The sequence below is a fragment of the Stenotrophomonas sp. 1L-E-5-B-C3 genome (assembly GCF_057292075.1).
Map to the genome: position 1 here is coordinate 27,909 of NZ_JBXAWS010000026.1, position 14,726 is coordinate 42,634.

The following is a 14,726-nucleotide window of genomic DNA, read 5'->3' on the forward strand; positions in this document are numbered from 1 at the left end:
AGAGTCGAGCCATGCCCGACTGCGCTTTACGGGGGATATCAGGCCGGATTGAAGCTCGCCGCCAATGTACCCACGGTCAGCACCCAGCCATCCACCAGCACGAACAGCAGGATCTTGAACGGTGCAGAGACCAGCATCGGCGACAGCATCATCATGCCCATCGACATCAGCACGCTGGCCACGACCAGATCGATGATCACGAACGGAATGAAGATCAGGAAGCCGATCTCGAAGGCGGTCTTCAGTTCGCTGGTCACGAACGATGCGACCAGCACCGGGAATGGGATCGCGTCGGGGCTGGCGTAGGTGCCGTGCCCGGCGATGCCGGCGAAGGTCATCAGGTCGGTCTCGCGGATCTGCGCCAGCATGAAGGCGCGCAGCGGCGACGTGGTCAGCGTCCAGGCGGTCTGGAAGTCGATCTCGCCATTGAGGTAGGGCGCCATGCCGGTGCTCCAGGCCTTGTCCCAGGTCGGCAGCATGATCATGGCGGTGAGGAACAGGGCCAGGCCCAGCAGCACCTGGTTGGACGGCGTCTGCCCGGTGCCCAGTGCCTGGCGCAGCAGGCCCAGCACGATGATGATGCGGGTGAACGAGGTCAGCACCAGCAGCATCGACGGGATCAGGGTGATCGCGGTCATCAGCAGCAGGGTCTGCAGCGGCAGGCTGACCGGTGCACCGCCGATCTTGCCGACGTTGATGTCCGGCAGCGGCGTGGTCGGCGCACCGGGCGCGGCGAAGGCCAGCGCCGGCAACAGGCACAGGGCGAGCATCAGCAGCCACGGCATCAGGGTGGCAAGACGGGTACGGGTGACACGCATGTCAGGGATCCTTGCGCAGCCGCTGCTGCAGCAGCTGGGCGAAATTCGGCAGGTTCTTGAAGTCCGGCACGCGCACCGGGGCCGGCGGCGGCAGCGGTTCGGGCAGGGTGTGCAGGGTGTTGATGCCGCCAGCGGTGACGCCCAGCAGCAGCTGCTGGCCGTTGACCTCCACCACCACCACGCGCTCCTTGGCGCCGACACTCAGGCTGGCCACCAGCTTCATGCCTTCGGCCGGGCGGAAGCCGCTGCCGGGCAGGCGCTTGAGCACCCAGCCCAGGCCGATGACCAGCGCCAGCACTGCCAGCAACGCCAGCACCGCGCCGAACAGGCTCGGTGCGGCGGCCGCGTGCTGGCCGACCTGCGGGCCGATCGGGGCGGCGGTCTTGCCGACCGCCAGCAGGGTGGAGGACAGCAGGCTCAACGCAGTCTCCGGATCCGCTCGCTCGGGCTGACCACGTCGGTCAGGCGCACGCCGAAGCGGTCGTTGATCACCACCACCTCGCCGTGGGCGATCAGGGTGCCATTGACGAACACGTCCAGTGACTCGCCGGCGCCGCGTTCCAGTTCCACCACCGAGCCCTGGTTGAGCTGCAGCAGGTTGCGGATCGGCAGACGGGCACGACCGACTTCCAGCGACAGGGTCACCGGCACATCGAGGATCACGTCCAGGTTCAGGTCCGGACCGTTCGCTTCATCGGCCTGCAGGCTGCTGAACTGGGCCGGGGTCGGTTCGAGGGCGTCGATATCGTTCATTGCGGGTCTTCCTGGATGACGGGTACGCGCGGACGGGTGCCCGGCGGATGGGTAGCGGTGATCTTCACGGCGTTCATGCCGTTGGCGATGCCGAACTCGCCGGTGAACACCGGGATGTTCTCCACGCACAACGGCACCTGCGGGCTCAGCTCGATCGGCAGGATGTCGCCGACCTTCAGCTGGGTCAGGTCGCGCAGGGTCATGCGTTTGCTGGCCAGCACGCTGGACAGGGTCACCTCGGCGATGTTGAGCTGTTCGCGCAGGGTCTGGCCCCAGCTCTCGTCGCGGTCGTTGCGGTCGCTCTGGATGCCAGCGTCGAGCAGCTCGCGGATCGGCTCCAGCATCGAATACGGCAGGGTGACGTGGATGTCGCCGCCACCGCCGTCGAGCTCGACATGCAGGCGGCACACCACCACGTACTCGCGCGGCGTCACGATGTTGGCGAAGTGGGGGTTGATCTCCGAGTTGATGTACTCGAAGTCGACATCCATCACCGGTGCCCAGGCCTCACGCAGGTCGGCGAAGGTCTGCTTCAGCAGCAGGTGGATCACCCGCATTTCGGTGGCGGTGAACTCGCGGCCTTCGATACGGGTCGGGTAGCGCCCGTCGCCGCCGAAGAAGTTGTCGACGATGGCGAACACCAGGGTCGGCTCGAACACGATCAGGCCGGTGCCACGCAGCGGCTTGAAGCGGATCAGGTTCAGGTTGGTCGGCACATACAGCGAGTGCATGTAGTCGTTGAACTTGATCAGTTCGATGCCGCGCACCGACAGCTCGGCCGAGCGCCGGATCAGGTTGAACAGGCCGATCCGCCACAGGCGCGCGAAGCGCTCGTGGACCATTTCCAGGGTCGGCATGCGACCGCGGATGATCCGGTCCTGGCTTGCGAAGTCGTACGAACGTGCTTCGCCCGTAGGCGGTTCCGCATCGGTCTCGACTGCACCATTGTCCACGCCGTGGAGCAGGGCATCGATCTCGTCCTGGGACAGCAGATCATTCATCGGTGGGCCCTTACTGGGTCACGAAGCTGGTGAACAACAGATCGTCGGCACCGTTGCTGCCGGTCTCCGCCTTGAGCACTTTCTGCACTTCGGCCAGCGAGGCGGCCTGCAGCTTCTGCTTGCCGGCGATGTCGGCGATCTGGTCCGGGCTGACCTGCGAGAACAGCATCAGCAGGCGGGCGCGGATGGCGGGGGCATGGGTCTTGATCGCTTCCAGCGCGGCCGGGTCGCGGGTCATCAGCTGCACTTCCAGCTGCAGGTAGCGCGGGCCATCGACCGGTCCGTTGAGATTGACCACGAAGGCCGGATCCAATGCGAAGTACTGCGCCGGCGCCGGAGCAGCGGCCTTCTTCGGCGCCGGTGCGGCCTTGTCTTCTTGCTTGGACTGGGTGAAGAACCACACGCCGCCACCGGCGGCAGCGGCGGCCAGTACGGCCACCAGTGCGGTGATCAGGATCGGACTACGCGGCTTGGCGGCCTTGTCCTTCTCGGCGGTCTTCTTGGTTTTGTCAGCGGCTGCGGCCACGGGGTGAAGCTCCTGAGGGTTGCTTCACCGGGATATGCAAGGGGCGTGCCGGAGCCGGGGCAGAGGGGTGCGACGGAATTCCGTCGGAGGCCTGCATCGGTAGCGCCGGGCCATGCCCGGCGGAAGATATCCGCGCTTCGCGCTCGCCGGGCATGGCCCGGCGCCACCGCGGTCAGGCGTACGCGTCCAGCAGCCCGCGCTGGCGGATCAGCTGGGCGGACGACATGCTGGCGTCGCCCGGCGACGGTTCTCCGTCACCCGCCATGCTGCCGCTACCGGCCTGGCCCGACGCATTGCCGTCACCGCCGGGGGCCTGATGACCAACATCGGCGTGCGCCAGCTGGAAACCCTGCTCGCCCAGCAGTTCACGCAGGCGCGGCAGGCTGCTTTCCAGCGCCTGGCGCACATCCACGTGCGGGCTGCTGAAGCTGGCGTGCACCTTGTCGCCGTTCAACTGCAGGCGTACATCGACCGGGCCCATGTCATCCGGGCTCAGTCGGATGTGGGCGTGGCCGATCTTCTGGTCGGCCAGCCAGCCCAGGCGCGCGCCGATGGCCTGGTCGAAGCCATCGTCACCGAGCACCGGCTTCGGCGTCGGTTCGCCGTTGAAGATGGCATTGCCGGTGGCCAGCGCGGCCTTCAGATCCTGCACGGCAGCAGTTGCCGGTGCATGCAGCAGGGGGACAGGGGTACGGTCACCGATGGCGGCCAGATCGCTGCCTTCGCCGCGGTCACCGCGCTTGCCCGCCGGCAGGATCATCTCCGGCAGCGGCAGGGTGGTGGCGTCGTCGGCGCTGGCCGCCAGAGGCTTGCCATCGGGCGCTGCCGTGGCGATGGCGCTGGATGCCGTTGCCGCAGCCGTCGGCAACGCCGCGCCGGCTGCGGCGGGCAGGGCGCCAGCGTCGTCGCCAAGCACAGGCGTGACCGTTGTTGGCAGCGTTGCAGGCGGGTCGGCCAGCGTCGGCACCGCCAGCACCAGCCCGGCCAGGCCCAGCGGTGGCCACGGCGCATCCTCGGTCGTGGCCGCTTTGTCCTTGTCGGTGCCGGCAATGGCAGGCGCTGCGGGGGCCGTTGCCGTGGCGTCTTCGGTTGCAGCGTCGCTGCCCGCCTTGCGTTCGGCGGGCGTCCGCCCGTCGGCATCCGCGGTCGCAGACGGCGTGGGCGTTGGTGTTGTCGACGATGGCGATGAGGTACTGGCGGCCGCGGGCGTGTCCGGGCCCGGCGTGCCACCCTGCAGCAGCTGGCCGAAGTCCTTGCCGCTGTCACTGCGCGGCGCGCGCGCGCTGCCATTGCCGGTGTTCTGTGCCTGCGCGTTGGCGCTGCTGGCGAGCGGTGCGGGCATCACGTGCGGCCTCCCTGCTCACCGTCTTCGTGGTCCTCGGCCTGCGCCAGGCGTGCACGGCGTGCGCCGATGTCGTCCATCTCGCGCTGGTCGCGGCGGTCGGTCACCACCTTCTCCTGCGCGCGGTAGCTGGCCGCCAGCTGTTCCAGCACGGCCTTGTCCCGGCTGGCCAGGATCAACCGGGCGCGCTCGGCTTCCACTTTTTCGCGGTTGCCATTGACCGTTGCCTGCTGCTGTTCGACCGCGCTGTCCAGGCGATCGAGGAAGGCGCGACGGTTCAGCAGCTGTGCCGGGCTGGTGGCCGCCATCTGCGCGTTCGCATACTCCTCGGCATAGCGGCGCAGTTCATCCAGGCGCGACAGATGGGTGTCGAGCACGGTCTGGCGTTCGGCCAGATCGCGAGCGACGGCATCCTCGTGTTCCTGGGCCCGCTTGAGCAGGGGATCGATGCGCTTGGACTGGTTCATGGCTTAACTCTCTTGTTCCACCAGGCGCTGCAGCGCCGCCTGGCTGTGCGGGAGATCTGCGGCCTTGGCAACGTCCTGGCCGAGGAATTCCATGATTTCCGGCCAGCGTTCCAGGGCTTCGTCGGTGGCCGCGTCGTTGCCGCGCTGGTAGGCACCGATGGCGATCAGGTCACGGTTGGCAGAATAGGCCGAGACCAGTCGCTTCAACTTGCGGATGCGCAGGCGCCACGGCTCGTCGGCGATTTCCGTGACCACGCGGCTGACCGACGATTCGACGTCGATGGCCGGATACAGGCCGCTGTCGGCCACGCGGCGCGAAAGCAGGATGTGACCATCGAGGATCGCGCGCGCCGCATCGGCGATCGGATCCTGCGGATCATCGCCTTCGGTCAGCACGGTGTAGAACGCGGTGATCGAGCCACGGCCCTTGGCACCATTACCGGCGCGTTCGACCAGCGCCGGCAGCTTGGCGAACACCGACGGCGGGTAGCCGCGGGTGGTCGGCGGTTCACCGACCGACAGGCCGATCTCGCGCTGCGCCTGCGCGAAGCGGGTCAGCGAATCCATCAGCAGCAGTACGTTCAGGCCCTGGTCGCGGAACCATTCGGCGATGGCGGTAGCGCGGTAGGCGCCGTGCAGTCGCGCCAATGGCGGCCGGTCGGCGGGACTGGCCACCACCACGGCGCGGCGCAGGCCTTCCTCACCCAGCGTGGTCTCGACGAAATCGCGTACTTCGCGGCCACGCTCACCGATCAGGCCGACCACGATCACGTCGGCGGCGGTGTAACGGGTCATCATGCCGAGCAGCGTCGACTTGCCGACGCCGGAGCCGGCGAACAGGCCGACACGCTGGCCACGGCCGATCGGCAGCAGCGCGTTGATCGCGCGGACGCCCACGTCCAGCGGCTGGGTAATGGGTTCGCGCGCCAGCGGATTGATCGAGACACCCGCCATGCCGACATGGCCTTCGGCGCGGATCGGTCCCTTGCCATCCAGCGGCACGCCATCGCTGTCGATGACGCGGCCGAGCAGGCCTTCGCCCACTTCCACGCCGCCACGGCGCGCCGACGGCACCACCCGTGCATTGGGCAGCAGGCCATGAAGCTCGGCGCTGGGCATCAAGTAGGTGCGTTCACCGGCGAAGCCGACCACTTCGGCATCGACCCAGCCGCCGTCGACCACTTCCACCTTGCAGCTGGCACCCAGCGGCGCCTCGCAGCCGACCGCTTCCAGGGTCAGACCGACTGCCCGGCGCAGCACGCCCTCGCGGATCAGGCCGCGTCCATGCCCGGTGTCCACGCGCAGGCCGTCCAGGCGACGGGCCAGGCGCAGGTTGCGGGCCACGGCCCAGTCAGCCGGCGGCAGGTTCGGTTGCGCTTCGGGGGTCATGCGCCTGCTCCGGTCTGGCGGATCACAGCGTCCAGCGCGCCGCGCAGGCGGGCTTCGAGGGTGCCGTCGATGCGCACCGCTTCGGCGTGCACGCGCAGGTCGCCACGGCTGAGGCTGGTATCAGGTACCAGGCGCTGCTGCGGCGACAGGTTCAGCAGAGGAGCGAGCGCAGCGATGTCGTCCGGGTGCAGGCGCACTTCCACTTCGCGGGTGCTGCCACCGACCGCGTCGATGGCTTCACCGACCAGCTGCGCCAACAGCTCCGGATCGGTCTCGTAGGCACGGCCGACCAGCGCACCGGCGATGCGTACCGCCAGCTCGCCCAGCGCACCGACCACTTCGTTTTCCAGTCGCACCAGCGGGCGGCTGAAGTTGTCGAGAATGCCCTCGATCTGCGCGGCGAGGCGACGCACCTCGGCCTGACCCTGGCCGTAGCCATCCGCATGGCCGTGCTGGAAGCCTTCCTTCTCGGCACTGTCCTGGATCGCCTGGATTTCTTCCAGGGTGGGCAGGTGCAGCGGCGGTTCCGGTTCGTGCTCCGGATCCGGCTCGGTGAGTTCGAACGCGCCCTCCTGGTCCAGCGCCGGTTCGGGCGGGGCCAGCAGGTCCGGGGCAAGCCAGCGCACGACGTTGCTCACAGCATCGCCTCCGCGCTTCCGCCGATGGTGACGGTGCCTTCATCGGCCATGCGCTTGACGATGGCCAGGATCTCGCGTTGTGCGCCTTCCACGTCGGACAGGCGCACCGGACCGCGTGCTTCCATGTCTTCCAGCAGGATCTCGGCCGCGCGCTGCGACATGTTGCGGGTGATCTTGTCGCGCACCTTGATGTCGGCGCCGCGCAGGGCCAGGCCCAGGCGCTCGCCACTGACCTCGCGCAGCACCAGCTGCATCTCGCGATCGTCCAGGTCGACCAGGTCGTCGAACACGAACATCAGGTCCTGGATGCGGTTGCTCAGCGGCGCGTCGATACGCGCGATCTCGCCCAGGATGGCCTGGTCCTGGCCGCTGTCCATGAAGTTGAGGATGTTGGCCGCACACTGCACGCCGCCGATGTTGGACGACTTCAGGTTCTGGTTGCCGGCGAACTGGCGCTCCATGATCTCGTTGAGCTCATTGAGTGCGTTCGGCGGAATACCGTCGAGGGTGGCGATGCGCAGCAGAACGTCGACGCGGGTGCGGTCGGGCAGCAGTTTCAGCGCGTCGGCGGCCTGGTCGGTTTCCAGATGGGCCATGACGATGGCGATGATCTGCGGGTGCTCGTTGCGCACCAGATCGGCCACCGCGCGCGGGTCCATCCACTTCAGCGCGTCCAGGCCGGTGGTGTTGCGGCCGAGCAGGATGCGATCGATCAGGTTGCCGGCCTTTTCGCTGCCCAGTGCCTGCACCAGCATGTTGCGGATGTAGTCGTCCGAGCCCACGCCCAGCGAGGTCTTCGAACCCAGCTCCTGGCCGAACTGGTCCATCACCCGTTCCACCTGCTCACGGGTGATGTCGGTCATGGTGGCCATGGCGATGCCGATCTTCTGCACTTCCTTGGGTTCCATGTGGCGCAGCACTTCGGCTGCATCCAGCTCTCCCAAGGACAGCAGCAGCACGGCCGCGCGCTGCACGCCGGTCAGTTGTGCTTCAGTCATTGGCCACCCAACCCTTGACCACCTGGGCCACGCGCTTGGAGTCGGTCTTCACGGCTTCACGCGCCATCCGCAGTCGTTCCTCATATGAATCCACCGGCAGAGCCAATGCGTCCGGCCCGCCCAGGCTGGCCCGGTCGGCGCCCAGCGCCGGCAGCGGCATGCCATCGTCATCGACCAGCTGCACGTCCGCGGTATGCGGTTCCAGTGCCTGCTCGTCGTTCTTCTTGTTCTGGCCGGTGATCGCGCGCAGTGCAGGGCGCAGCACGCCGAACAGCAGCGCCAGCACCACGACGGCACCCAGCAGCATGCGGCCGGCGTCGTGCACCCACGGCAGCTCCCACCATGCGGGGCCTTCCACCGGCGTGGTATCCCGCACGAACGGGGCGTTCATCACCGATACGGTGTCGCCGCGCTCGGCGTTGAAGCCGACTGCCTGCTTGACCAGCGCCTCGACGCGGGTCAGTTCGGCGGCCGACAGCGGCTGCGGTGCGACCTTGCCGTTGGCACCGGCGCGCGGCACGTTGTCCACCAGCACCGCCACCGATACGCGCTTGATGCGGCCGGCCGGCTGCCGGGTGTGCTGCAGGGTGCGGTCCAGCTCGTAGTTTCGGGTCGCGTTCTTGCTGCTTTCGGTCGGGGTCTGTGCGGTTGCCGGCGCAGCGGCCTGGCCCGGCGGGCTGTTGCTGGCGGCCCCCGGCACGCCCTGCGGACCCGGCGTGGTGGTGCTGTTCTCGCTCATCTGCTCGCTGCGCAGCTTCTGCGGCTCGCCGTTGTACAGTTCGCGCGCTTCCTCGGTCACCGAGAAGTCCATGTCCACGCTGACTTCCGGGTTGACCCGGCCGGGGCCGGTCATCGGCTCAAGCAGTTCGCGGATACGCTGGTTGAACGAGGTTTCCTGGCGGCGCACCTGCTCGAACTGGGCCGCATTGACCGCGGCTTCGCTGTTCGGATCGCTGACGCTGAGCATGCGGCCGCTCTGGTCGACCACGGTCACCCGTTCCGGTGCCAGGTCCGGGATGCTGGCTGCGACCATGTGCACGATGGCGTCGACCTGGCTGCGTTCCAGCTGCTGGCCGCCACGCAGTTCCAGCGTCACCGAGGCGCTGGCGACGTCGCGCTGGCGGGTGAAGGCGCTGGGCTTGGGAATGGCCAGGTGCACGCGCGAATCGCGCACCGGGCGCAGCGTGTTGATGGTGCGCGACAGTTCTGTTTCCAGCGCATGCTGGTAGCGCGCGCTTTCCACGAACTGGCTGACGCCGAAGCCCGGGTCGCGTTCCATCAGCTCGAAGCCGAGCTTGCCGCTGTCGGTCAGGCCGGACCCGGCCAGCTTCAGGCGGGCGTCGTGCAGGTTCTTTTCCGGCACGGTGATGCCACCGGTGGCCGGGTCCAGCTGGAACGGAATCTGGGCGGCGCGCAGCAGGTCGGTCGCTTCAGCGGTGGCCTTCTGGTCCAGGCCGGTATACAGCGGGACCATGCCGGGCTTCTGCGACCAGAAGAACACGAACAGCCCGGCCGCTACGGCCACGGCGATCATCGCCATCAGTCCGAGCCGACGGGTGATCTGCAGGCTTTGCAGCCGATCGAACCACTGGCCCGCCTTTTCGGCGTTCAGGGATTCCTTGGAGAGCGACAGGGCCATGCGGTTCTATCCTTACAGCGGCATGTTCATCACGTCCTGGTAGGCCTGGACGAGACGGTTGCGGACTTCCACGGTGGCGCGGAAGGCGATCTGGGACTGCTGCGAGGCGACCATGACCTTGGCGAGGTCGGCGCTGGGGTCGCCCATTTCGAAGGCTTTGGCCAGGGCGCCGGATTTCTGTTGCGCGTCGTTGACGCCGGCAATCGCACCACGCAGGGTTTCGGTGAAGCTGGCCGGCTGGGCCTGCGGTGCATCCAGCACCGTGCCCGGCAGGGCGTTGCTGCGCGGCGTTTCGCCCAGCGGGTTGAGCGCCGGCTGTCCCATCTGGGTCTGATAGGAGCGGATCTGCGAAAGGATCGACGTGACGGAGTGGGACATCTGCAACGGTTCCAGAAACAGGGGATGGGGTTGTCTGCTGGAGCAGGTGCAAGTGCCGTGCCGAAACCGGTTTTCGATTCAGTGAAGTGAGGGTTTGGGGTGTGCTGGCAGGGCTGCGCCCTGCACCCGCCGAATCAACGGCAACGGCAACGTCAACGGCGGGCTATCCGTGGGGTGGCGGGGTGGGTCCGGTTGCGGGGGACGCCGTAAACCCGTCCTTGGGGGCTTGGCCGCGGCATCCATGCCGCGGACACCCCCGCAACCGGACCCACCCCGCCTTCGACAGTTTCCCGCGATCTGTCGGACGGGCATGGACTGCCCTTGGTGGGTGTCGACCTTGGTCGACACGTTTTGTTCGGCACGGGGTCGGATCCCGTTGCGACGCAACGGGCTCTGACCCCATTGGATGCGCCATTTAACCGGCGTCGGTTTTCTGGCCTATGGCTGCAGGGTCCAACGGCCGGAATTCTGGCGCTGGCGCGGTGCGATGGGGCCGTCGTGCTGGGTGTAGATGAAGCGACCCTGGCGGTCGCTCAGGCAGGTCAACAGCAGGGCGTAGCGGGCCGGTCCTTCGGGGTGGGCTTCGGTCATCTGGATTTCCGCGATATGCGGGGCCAGGCGCTGATAGCGGTAGCTGCCGCCGATGCGGAGGTCGGCGCCGAGGATGTCCAGCACGTACTGGTTACCGGCAAAGCTGACCTGCACCATGCGTCCGGCATTGGGGTTGTCCGGTGCGTAAAGCGGGTCGCTGAGGTTGGTGAACTGGCGCTGGTCCAGCGTGGTGGGCAGGGTGCAGTTGGCGGCGGTGGCCAGGGCCGGGGAGAGCAGGGCGGCGAGCAGGGTGAGGCGATGCATGGTGGAACCTCCTTGGGATGTCCTTGCAATGCACCGCAGTTCGGCTCCGCTGTCTTTAGGAAAACGTGTAAATGCAGAAGGGGGCTGCGGAAGGGGGCAGATCCCTCCCGCAGGGAGGGCTCTGACCCCGAGTACTGGAAACACCAACGCCCGGGCAAGCCCAGGCGTTCGTGCCCCCTTCATGCTGATATCGCGTTTCAGCTGGCCAGTTCGGCCTGCTCGCGTTCAATGCCGTACTTGCGCAGTTTTTCCACCAGGGTGGTGCGGCGCAGGCCGAGCAGCTGGGCGGCGTGGGCGACCACGCCCTGGGTGCGCTCCAGTGCCTCGTTGATCAGGCCCAGTTCGATGTTGGCCATGTGGTTGCGCAGGTCCATGCCTTCGTCAGGCAGTGCGACCGGTGCCGCTGGGCGATTGACGGCGATGCCGTGTTCCAGTGCAGGCTGGTTGCCGCTGCCCGGGGTGTGGAACGAGAAGCTGCGCAGGTCCAGGCGTTCTTCGCTGGCGACCGGCTGCGCCGGTGCCGGTGCGGCCACTGCTGCCAGGACGGCATCGCCACGGTAGCGCGCCGGCAGATCCTGCACGCGCACGGAGCCACCCGGGTGCAGCACGGCGAGGCGCTCGACCAGATTGGTCAGCTCACGCACGTTGCCCGGCCACTCGTAGCCGGCCAGTGCCTGCAGCGCTTCGGCGGTAAAGCGCACTTCGCCACGGCCGGTGCGGGCCAGCTGCGCGGCGATGGTCTCCACCAGCACCGGCAGGTCTTCGCGGCGTTCGCGCAGGGCCGGCACGTCGATCGGGAACACGTTGAGGCGGTAGAACAGATCCTCGCGGAACTTGCCTTCGGCGATACGGGTTTCCAGGTCGCGGTGGGTCGCGGCAACGACGCGCACGTTGCAGCGGATGGTCTGGTTGCCACCCACGCGTTCGAAGCTGCGCTCCTGGAGCACGCGCAGCAGCTTCACCTGCATCGGCAGGCTCATGTCGCCGATTTCGTCGAGCAGCAGGGTGCCGCCCTCGGCCATTTCGAAACGGCCCTTGCGCGCGGTCAGTGCACCGGTGAAGGCACCCTTTTCGTGACCGAACAGCTCGCTTTCCAGCAGGTCCGGCGGAATGGCGCCGCAGTTGATCGCCACGAACGGGCCATCACGGCGCGGCGAGCGCTGGTGGATCGAGCGAGATACAACTTCCTTGCCGGTACCCGATTCGCCCAGCACCAGCACGGTGGTGTCGAAGGCGGCTACCTGTTCGATCATGGTGCGCAGTTCGGTTACCGCCGGGCCATGGCCGGTCGGGCCCTGTTCCTGCACGGCACCGGCCTGGTGCTCGGCGTCCAGGCGCTTGAGGCTGGCGCGACGCAGCAGGGCTTCCATCTGCGTATGCCGCAGCGGGGTTTCCAGCGGCCAGATGTTGGCTTCATGCAGGCCGTGCTGCTGCGCGAACGCGGTGGCTTCGCCATCGGCCAGCAGCACCGGCGGTGGCAGGCTGCTGCCGCCCAGCCAGTTGTACAGCGCGGTGCTGGCGGCGCTGTCGTCGAGGCTGCCGACGATCACTGCCATCCAGTCGTTCTGGCGCTGGCGGCCCAGGTCGAAGTCGGCCGCGTCGGAGACCCAACGCGGGTTGAAGTCCATGAATTCGAGCAGGGCAACGGTGCGCTCTGCGCGCACGGCGTCGTTGTCCAGTACCAGGATGCGCGATTCGCTCACGACTGATCCTCCCTGAGGCCTTCCAGGATCGGCATGACTTCCTGGATGTAGGACAGCTTGCTGACGAAGTTGTCGGCGCCGGCGCGCAGCGCGTGTTCGCGGTGCTCGACGTCGTCGAAGTGGCTGGCGATCACGATGTACGGGGCATCGTCCTGCGACTTGATCAGGCGGGTGGCCTGCAGGCCGCCCATCTCCGGCATTGCCAGGTCCATCAACACCACCTGCGGGCGCAGCGTTTCCGAACGCTCGATCGCTTCCAGGCCGTTGCCGGCACTGCCGACGATCTGCAGCCAGTCGATCTTGCGGAAATGGCGCATCGCCGCGTTGATGAAGCCCTCGTGGTCATCGACCAGCAGGACCGTGAGCTTGTTCATGTCCAACATCCTTTTCAGCCCACCCGGGCCAGCTGCGGTTGCCTGGCGCTGAGCCGGCGCCGTTCACGGGCCGGGGCGATATCCAGTTGTTCTCGGTATTTTGCGACGGTTCGGCGGGCAATGTTCACCCCCTGGCGCGACAGCAGGCCGGCAATGGCCTCGTCGGCCAGCGGCCGGCCGGCCGGTTCGGCGTCGATCAGGCGGCGGACCATGGCCTTCACGGCCTGGCCGGAGACGCTGGCGCCTTCCAGGCGCACGGCGAAGAAGTGCTTCAGTTCGAAGGTGCCGCGCGGGGTCTGCAGGAACTTGCCGGTGGTGATGCGCGAGACGGTGGACTCGTGCATGCCGATCTCTTCGGCCACTTCCTTCAGGGTCAGCGGTGCCATGGCTTCCTCGCCACGCACCAGGAAGGCGGCCTGGCGTTCGACGATCACCCGCGCTGTGCGCAGCAGGGTGTCATAGCGCATCGATAGTCCGCGGCTGAACCAACGCGCCTCCTGCAGCATTTCGCGCAGCGCCGGGGCGGCCTCGCTGGTCTCGGCCAGGGCCTGTTCGTACTGGCTGTTGATCGAGACGCGGCGGCTGGTGGCGGGGTTCAATGCCACTTTCCACTGGTCATCGGCGTGCCAGGCGACCACGTCCGGTACCACCACGGCATTGCGTTCCGGCAGCAGGCTGTCGCCCGGGCGCGGCTGTAGTGACAGGATCAGGCGCACCGCTTCGCGAACGTCGTCGATCTCGGCGTCGTGCTGGCGGGCGAGGGCGGGGTAGTCGTGCGCGGCCAGTGCATCCAGCGCGCCGTCGAGGATGCGTGCTGCCAGGTGGCGTGCAGGTACCACGCCGTGCAGGCTGCGCAGCTGTGCCTGCAGGCCTTCGCGCAGGTCCTGTGCGGCCATGCCGGCTGGCTCGCCATGCAGCAGCTGCTGGCGGATGGCTTCCACGCCATCGGCGGCGATGTCGAACTGGGCGCTGGCCAGCAGTTGCAGTTGGGCCAGCGGCGCCTGCAGGTAACCGGCCTCGTCGCAATGGTCCAGCCAGAACGCAGCCACGGCGAGCTCACGGTCATCCATGTCCAGCGAAAGACGCTGCAATACGCGCAGCTGCGGGTCGCTGGATTCGCCGGCCGCGATGCGTGCCATGCGGTCATCGTCGCCGTCCTGCCAGCTGCTGCCGGCCACATCCCACATCGAGGATTCGGGCAGTTCGTCGAAGGCGGCCGTTTCCAGGGTGGTGGCGCCGGCATCGGTGGACTCGGCAGCCGGGGCTTCAGCTTCTTCGATCTCCAGCAGTGGGTTGGAATCCAGCAGCCGCTGGATTTCCTGTTCCAGGTGCAGACCGTCGAGCTGCAACAGCCGGATCGACTGCAGCAACTGCGGGGTGAGGTGAAGTTGTTGGCCCAGCTGGGTCGAGAGTGCAGCCTTCATCGTGGTTCCCCGGCACCGCTCCCCGGCGCCTTGTGGAACGCATCTTGCTTTTGATCCGGCGGGGGCGGAATCGGGGGGTTCCTGATGGCCCTGGTGGATATCCCGACAGCGTGTGGGGATATTCCCTACATTGGCGCGGAATGTTGACGATGAGTGTCGCCAAGTTGTTGATTCGTCGTGGGTGACGAAGAGTGGCGGCGGACCTGCGTGTACGGATTCCTGTCGGGACGTGTCGGGGTGACGGGAATTCGTCGTCAGTGAAGGGGCTGGGTGTGGGTTGGCTGCGTCGGCTGTTGATAGAGACGATTGCCGGTAGAGTCGACTGTTAGTTGTGATCTCTCTGTAGGTTGTTCATCCGGGACATCTTTGGAAAATGGTGGTTACCACACCGTTCCAGTCCCCAAAGAGCCCGGATGAACAA

At 67.3% G+C, this 14,726-nt stretch carries 16 protein-coding genes; all 16 read right to left on the reverse strand.

All coding sequences use genetic code 11. The features are described 5' to 3' along the window. Nucleotides 1-38: 38 nt before the first annotated feature. A complete protein-coding gene (fliP, locus tag AC0Z6F_RS21195; protein ID WP_043395553.1) occupies nucleotides 39-818 on the reverse strand; it encodes a flagellar type III secretion system pore protein FliP in 780 nt (259 codons plus the stop codon). Nucleotide 819: 1 nt separating this feature from the next. Beyond that, entirely contained in the window at nucleotides 820-1,239 is a 420-nt protein-coding gene (fliO, locus tag AC0Z6F_RS21200; RefSeq protein ID WP_006365633.1) for a flagellar biosynthetic protein FliO, read from the reverse strand. Beyond that, a complete protein-coding gene (gene fliN / locus AC0Z6F_RS21205) occupies nucleotides 1,236-1,571 on the reverse strand; it encodes a flagellar motor switch protein FliN (protein ID WP_005409543.1) in 336 nt (111 codons plus the stop codon). Before fliN ends, fliO begins: the two co-directional genes overlap by 4 nt. Next, nucleotides 1,568-2,572, reverse strand: coding sequence for a flagellar motor switch protein FliM (fliM, locus tag AC0Z6F_RS21210; RefSeq protein ID WP_006365636.1), 1,005 nt, complete (start codon nucleotides 2,570-2,572; stop codon nucleotides 1,568-1,570). Before fliM ends, fliN begins: the two co-directional genes overlap by 4 nt. 10 nt (nucleotides 2,573-2,582) lie before the next feature. Beyond that, the gene (locus tag AC0Z6F_RS21215; protein WP_065723218.1) at nucleotides 2,583-3,098 is read right to left on the reverse strand and encodes a flagellar basal body-associated FliL family protein; all 516 of its coding nucleotides are present in this window, start codon (nucleotides 3,096-3,098) and stop codon (nucleotides 2,583-2,585) included. A gap of 172 nt (nucleotides 3,099-3,270) precedes the next feature. Beyond that, entirely contained in the window at nucleotides 3,271-4,440 is a 1,170-nt protein-coding gene (locus tag AC0Z6F_RS21220) for a flagellar hook-length control protein FliK (RefSeq protein ID WP_485618362.1), read from the reverse strand. Further along, a complete protein-coding gene (gene fliJ / locus AC0Z6F_RS21225; RefSeq protein ID WP_006365719.1) occupies nucleotides 4,440-4,907 on the reverse strand; it encodes a flagellar export protein FliJ in 468 nt (155 codons plus the stop codon). Before fliJ ends, AC0Z6F_RS21220 begins: the two co-directional genes overlap by 1 nt. Nucleotides 4,908-4,910: 3 nt before the next feature. Then, nucleotides 4,911-6,296: a FliI/YscN family ATPase gene (locus tag AC0Z6F_RS21230; protein ID WP_006365721.1), complete on the reverse strand. Its 1,386-nt coding sequence runs from the start codon at nucleotides 6,294-6,296 to the stop codon at nucleotides 4,911-4,913. Further along, nucleotides 6,293-6,934 carry a FliH/SctL family protein gene (locus AC0Z6F_RS21235; RefSeq protein WP_065723220.1) on the reverse strand — a complete coding sequence of 214 codons (642 nt, stop codon included), beginning with the start codon at nucleotides 6,932-6,934 and terminating at the stop codon, nucleotides 6,293-6,295. Before AC0Z6F_RS21235 ends, AC0Z6F_RS21230 begins: the two co-directional genes overlap by 4 nt. Beyond that, nucleotides 6,931-7,917, reverse strand: coding sequence for a flagellar motor switch protein FliG (gene fliG, locus AC0Z6F_RS21240; protein WP_024958226.1), 987 nt, complete (start codon nucleotides 7,915-7,917; stop codon nucleotides 6,931-6,933). Before fliG ends, AC0Z6F_RS21235 begins: the two co-directional genes overlap by 4 nt. Before the next feature lie 7 nt (nucleotides 7,918-7,924). Further along, nucleotides 7,925-9,571, reverse strand: coding sequence for a flagellar basal-body MS-ring/collar protein FliF (gene fliF, locus AC0Z6F_RS21245; protein WP_485618365.1), 1,647 nt, complete (start codon nucleotides 9,569-9,571; stop codon nucleotides 7,925-7,927). Between the two features lie 12 nt (nucleotides 9,572-9,583). Further along, a complete protein-coding gene (fliE, locus tag AC0Z6F_RS21250; RefSeq protein WP_005409552.1) occupies nucleotides 9,584-9,949 on the reverse strand; it encodes a flagellar hook-basal body complex protein FliE in 366 nt (121 codons plus the stop codon). A gap of 438 nt (nucleotides 9,950-10,387) precedes the next feature. Further along, nucleotides 10,388-10,804, reverse strand: coding sequence for a hypothetical protein (locus AC0Z6F_RS21255; protein ID WP_485618368.1), 417 nt, complete (start codon nucleotides 10,802-10,804; stop codon nucleotides 10,388-10,390). A 197-nt stretch (nucleotides 10,805-11,001) separates the two neighbouring features. Beyond that, nucleotides 11,002-12,507 (reverse strand): sigma-54 dependent transcriptional regulator, encoded by a 1,506-nt coding sequence (locus tag AC0Z6F_RS21260; RefSeq protein WP_065723222.1) that lies wholly within the window; start codon nucleotides 12,505-12,507, stop codon nucleotides 11,002-11,004. Continuing rightward, nucleotides 12,504-12,881, reverse strand: coding sequence for a response regulator (locus AC0Z6F_RS21265; protein WP_012510975.1), 378 nt, complete (start codon nucleotides 12,879-12,881; stop codon nucleotides 12,504-12,506). Before AC0Z6F_RS21265 ends, AC0Z6F_RS21260 begins: the two co-directional genes overlap by 4 nt. Before the next feature lie 14 nt (nucleotides 12,882-12,895). After that, a complete protein-coding gene (gene rpoN, locus AC0Z6F_RS21270; protein ID WP_154354721.1) occupies nucleotides 12,896-14,305 on the reverse strand; it encodes an RNA polymerase factor sigma-54 in 1,410 nt (469 codons plus the stop codon). Nucleotides 14,306-14,726: the final 421 nt, after the last annotated feature.

Bases quoted from the DNA above. Each gene is read 5' to 3' on its own strand.
- fliE (WP_005409552.1), bottom strand. From the start codon at position 9,949: ATGTCCCACTCCGTCACGTCGATCCTTTCGCAGATCCGCTCCTATCAG.
- rpoN (WP_154354721.1), bottom strand. From the start codon at position 14,305: ATGAAGGCTGCACTCTCGACCCAGCTGGGCCAACAACTTCACCTCACC.
- fliP (WP_043395553.1), bottom strand. From the start codon at position 818: ATGCGTGTCACCCGTACCCGTCTTGCCACCCTGATGCCGTGGCTGCTG.
- fliM (WP_006365636.1), bottom strand. From the start codon at position 2,572: ATGAATGATCTGCTGTCCCAGGACGAGATCGATGCCCTGCTCCACGGC.
- AC0Z6F_RS21220 (WP_485618362.1), bottom strand. From the start codon at position 4,440: ATGCCCGCACCGCTCGCCAGCAGCGCCAACGCGCAGGCACAGAACACC.
- fliN (WP_005409543.1), bottom strand. From the start codon at position 1,571: ATGAACGATATCGACGCCCTCGAACCGACCCCGGCCCAGTTCAGCAGC.
- AC0Z6F_RS21255 (WP_485618368.1), bottom strand. From the start codon at position 10,804: ATGCATCGCCTCACCCTGCTCGCCGCCCTGCTCTCCCCGGCCCTGGCC.
- AC0Z6F_RS21265 (WP_012510975.1), bottom strand. From the start codon at position 12,881: ATGAACAAGCTCACGGTCCTGCTGGTCGATGACCACGAGGGCTTCATC.
- AC0Z6F_RS21230 (WP_006365721.1), bottom strand. From the start codon at position 6,296: ATGACCCCCGAAGCGCAACCGAACCTGCCGCCGGCTGACTGGGCCGTG.
- fliF (WP_485618365.1), bottom strand. From the start codon at position 9,571: ATGGCCCTGTCGCTCTCCAAGGAATCCCTGAACGCCGAAAAGGCGGGC.
- fliJ (WP_006365719.1), bottom strand. From the start codon at position 4,907: ATGAACCAGTCCAAGCGCATCGATCCCCTGCTCAAGCGGGCCCAGGAA.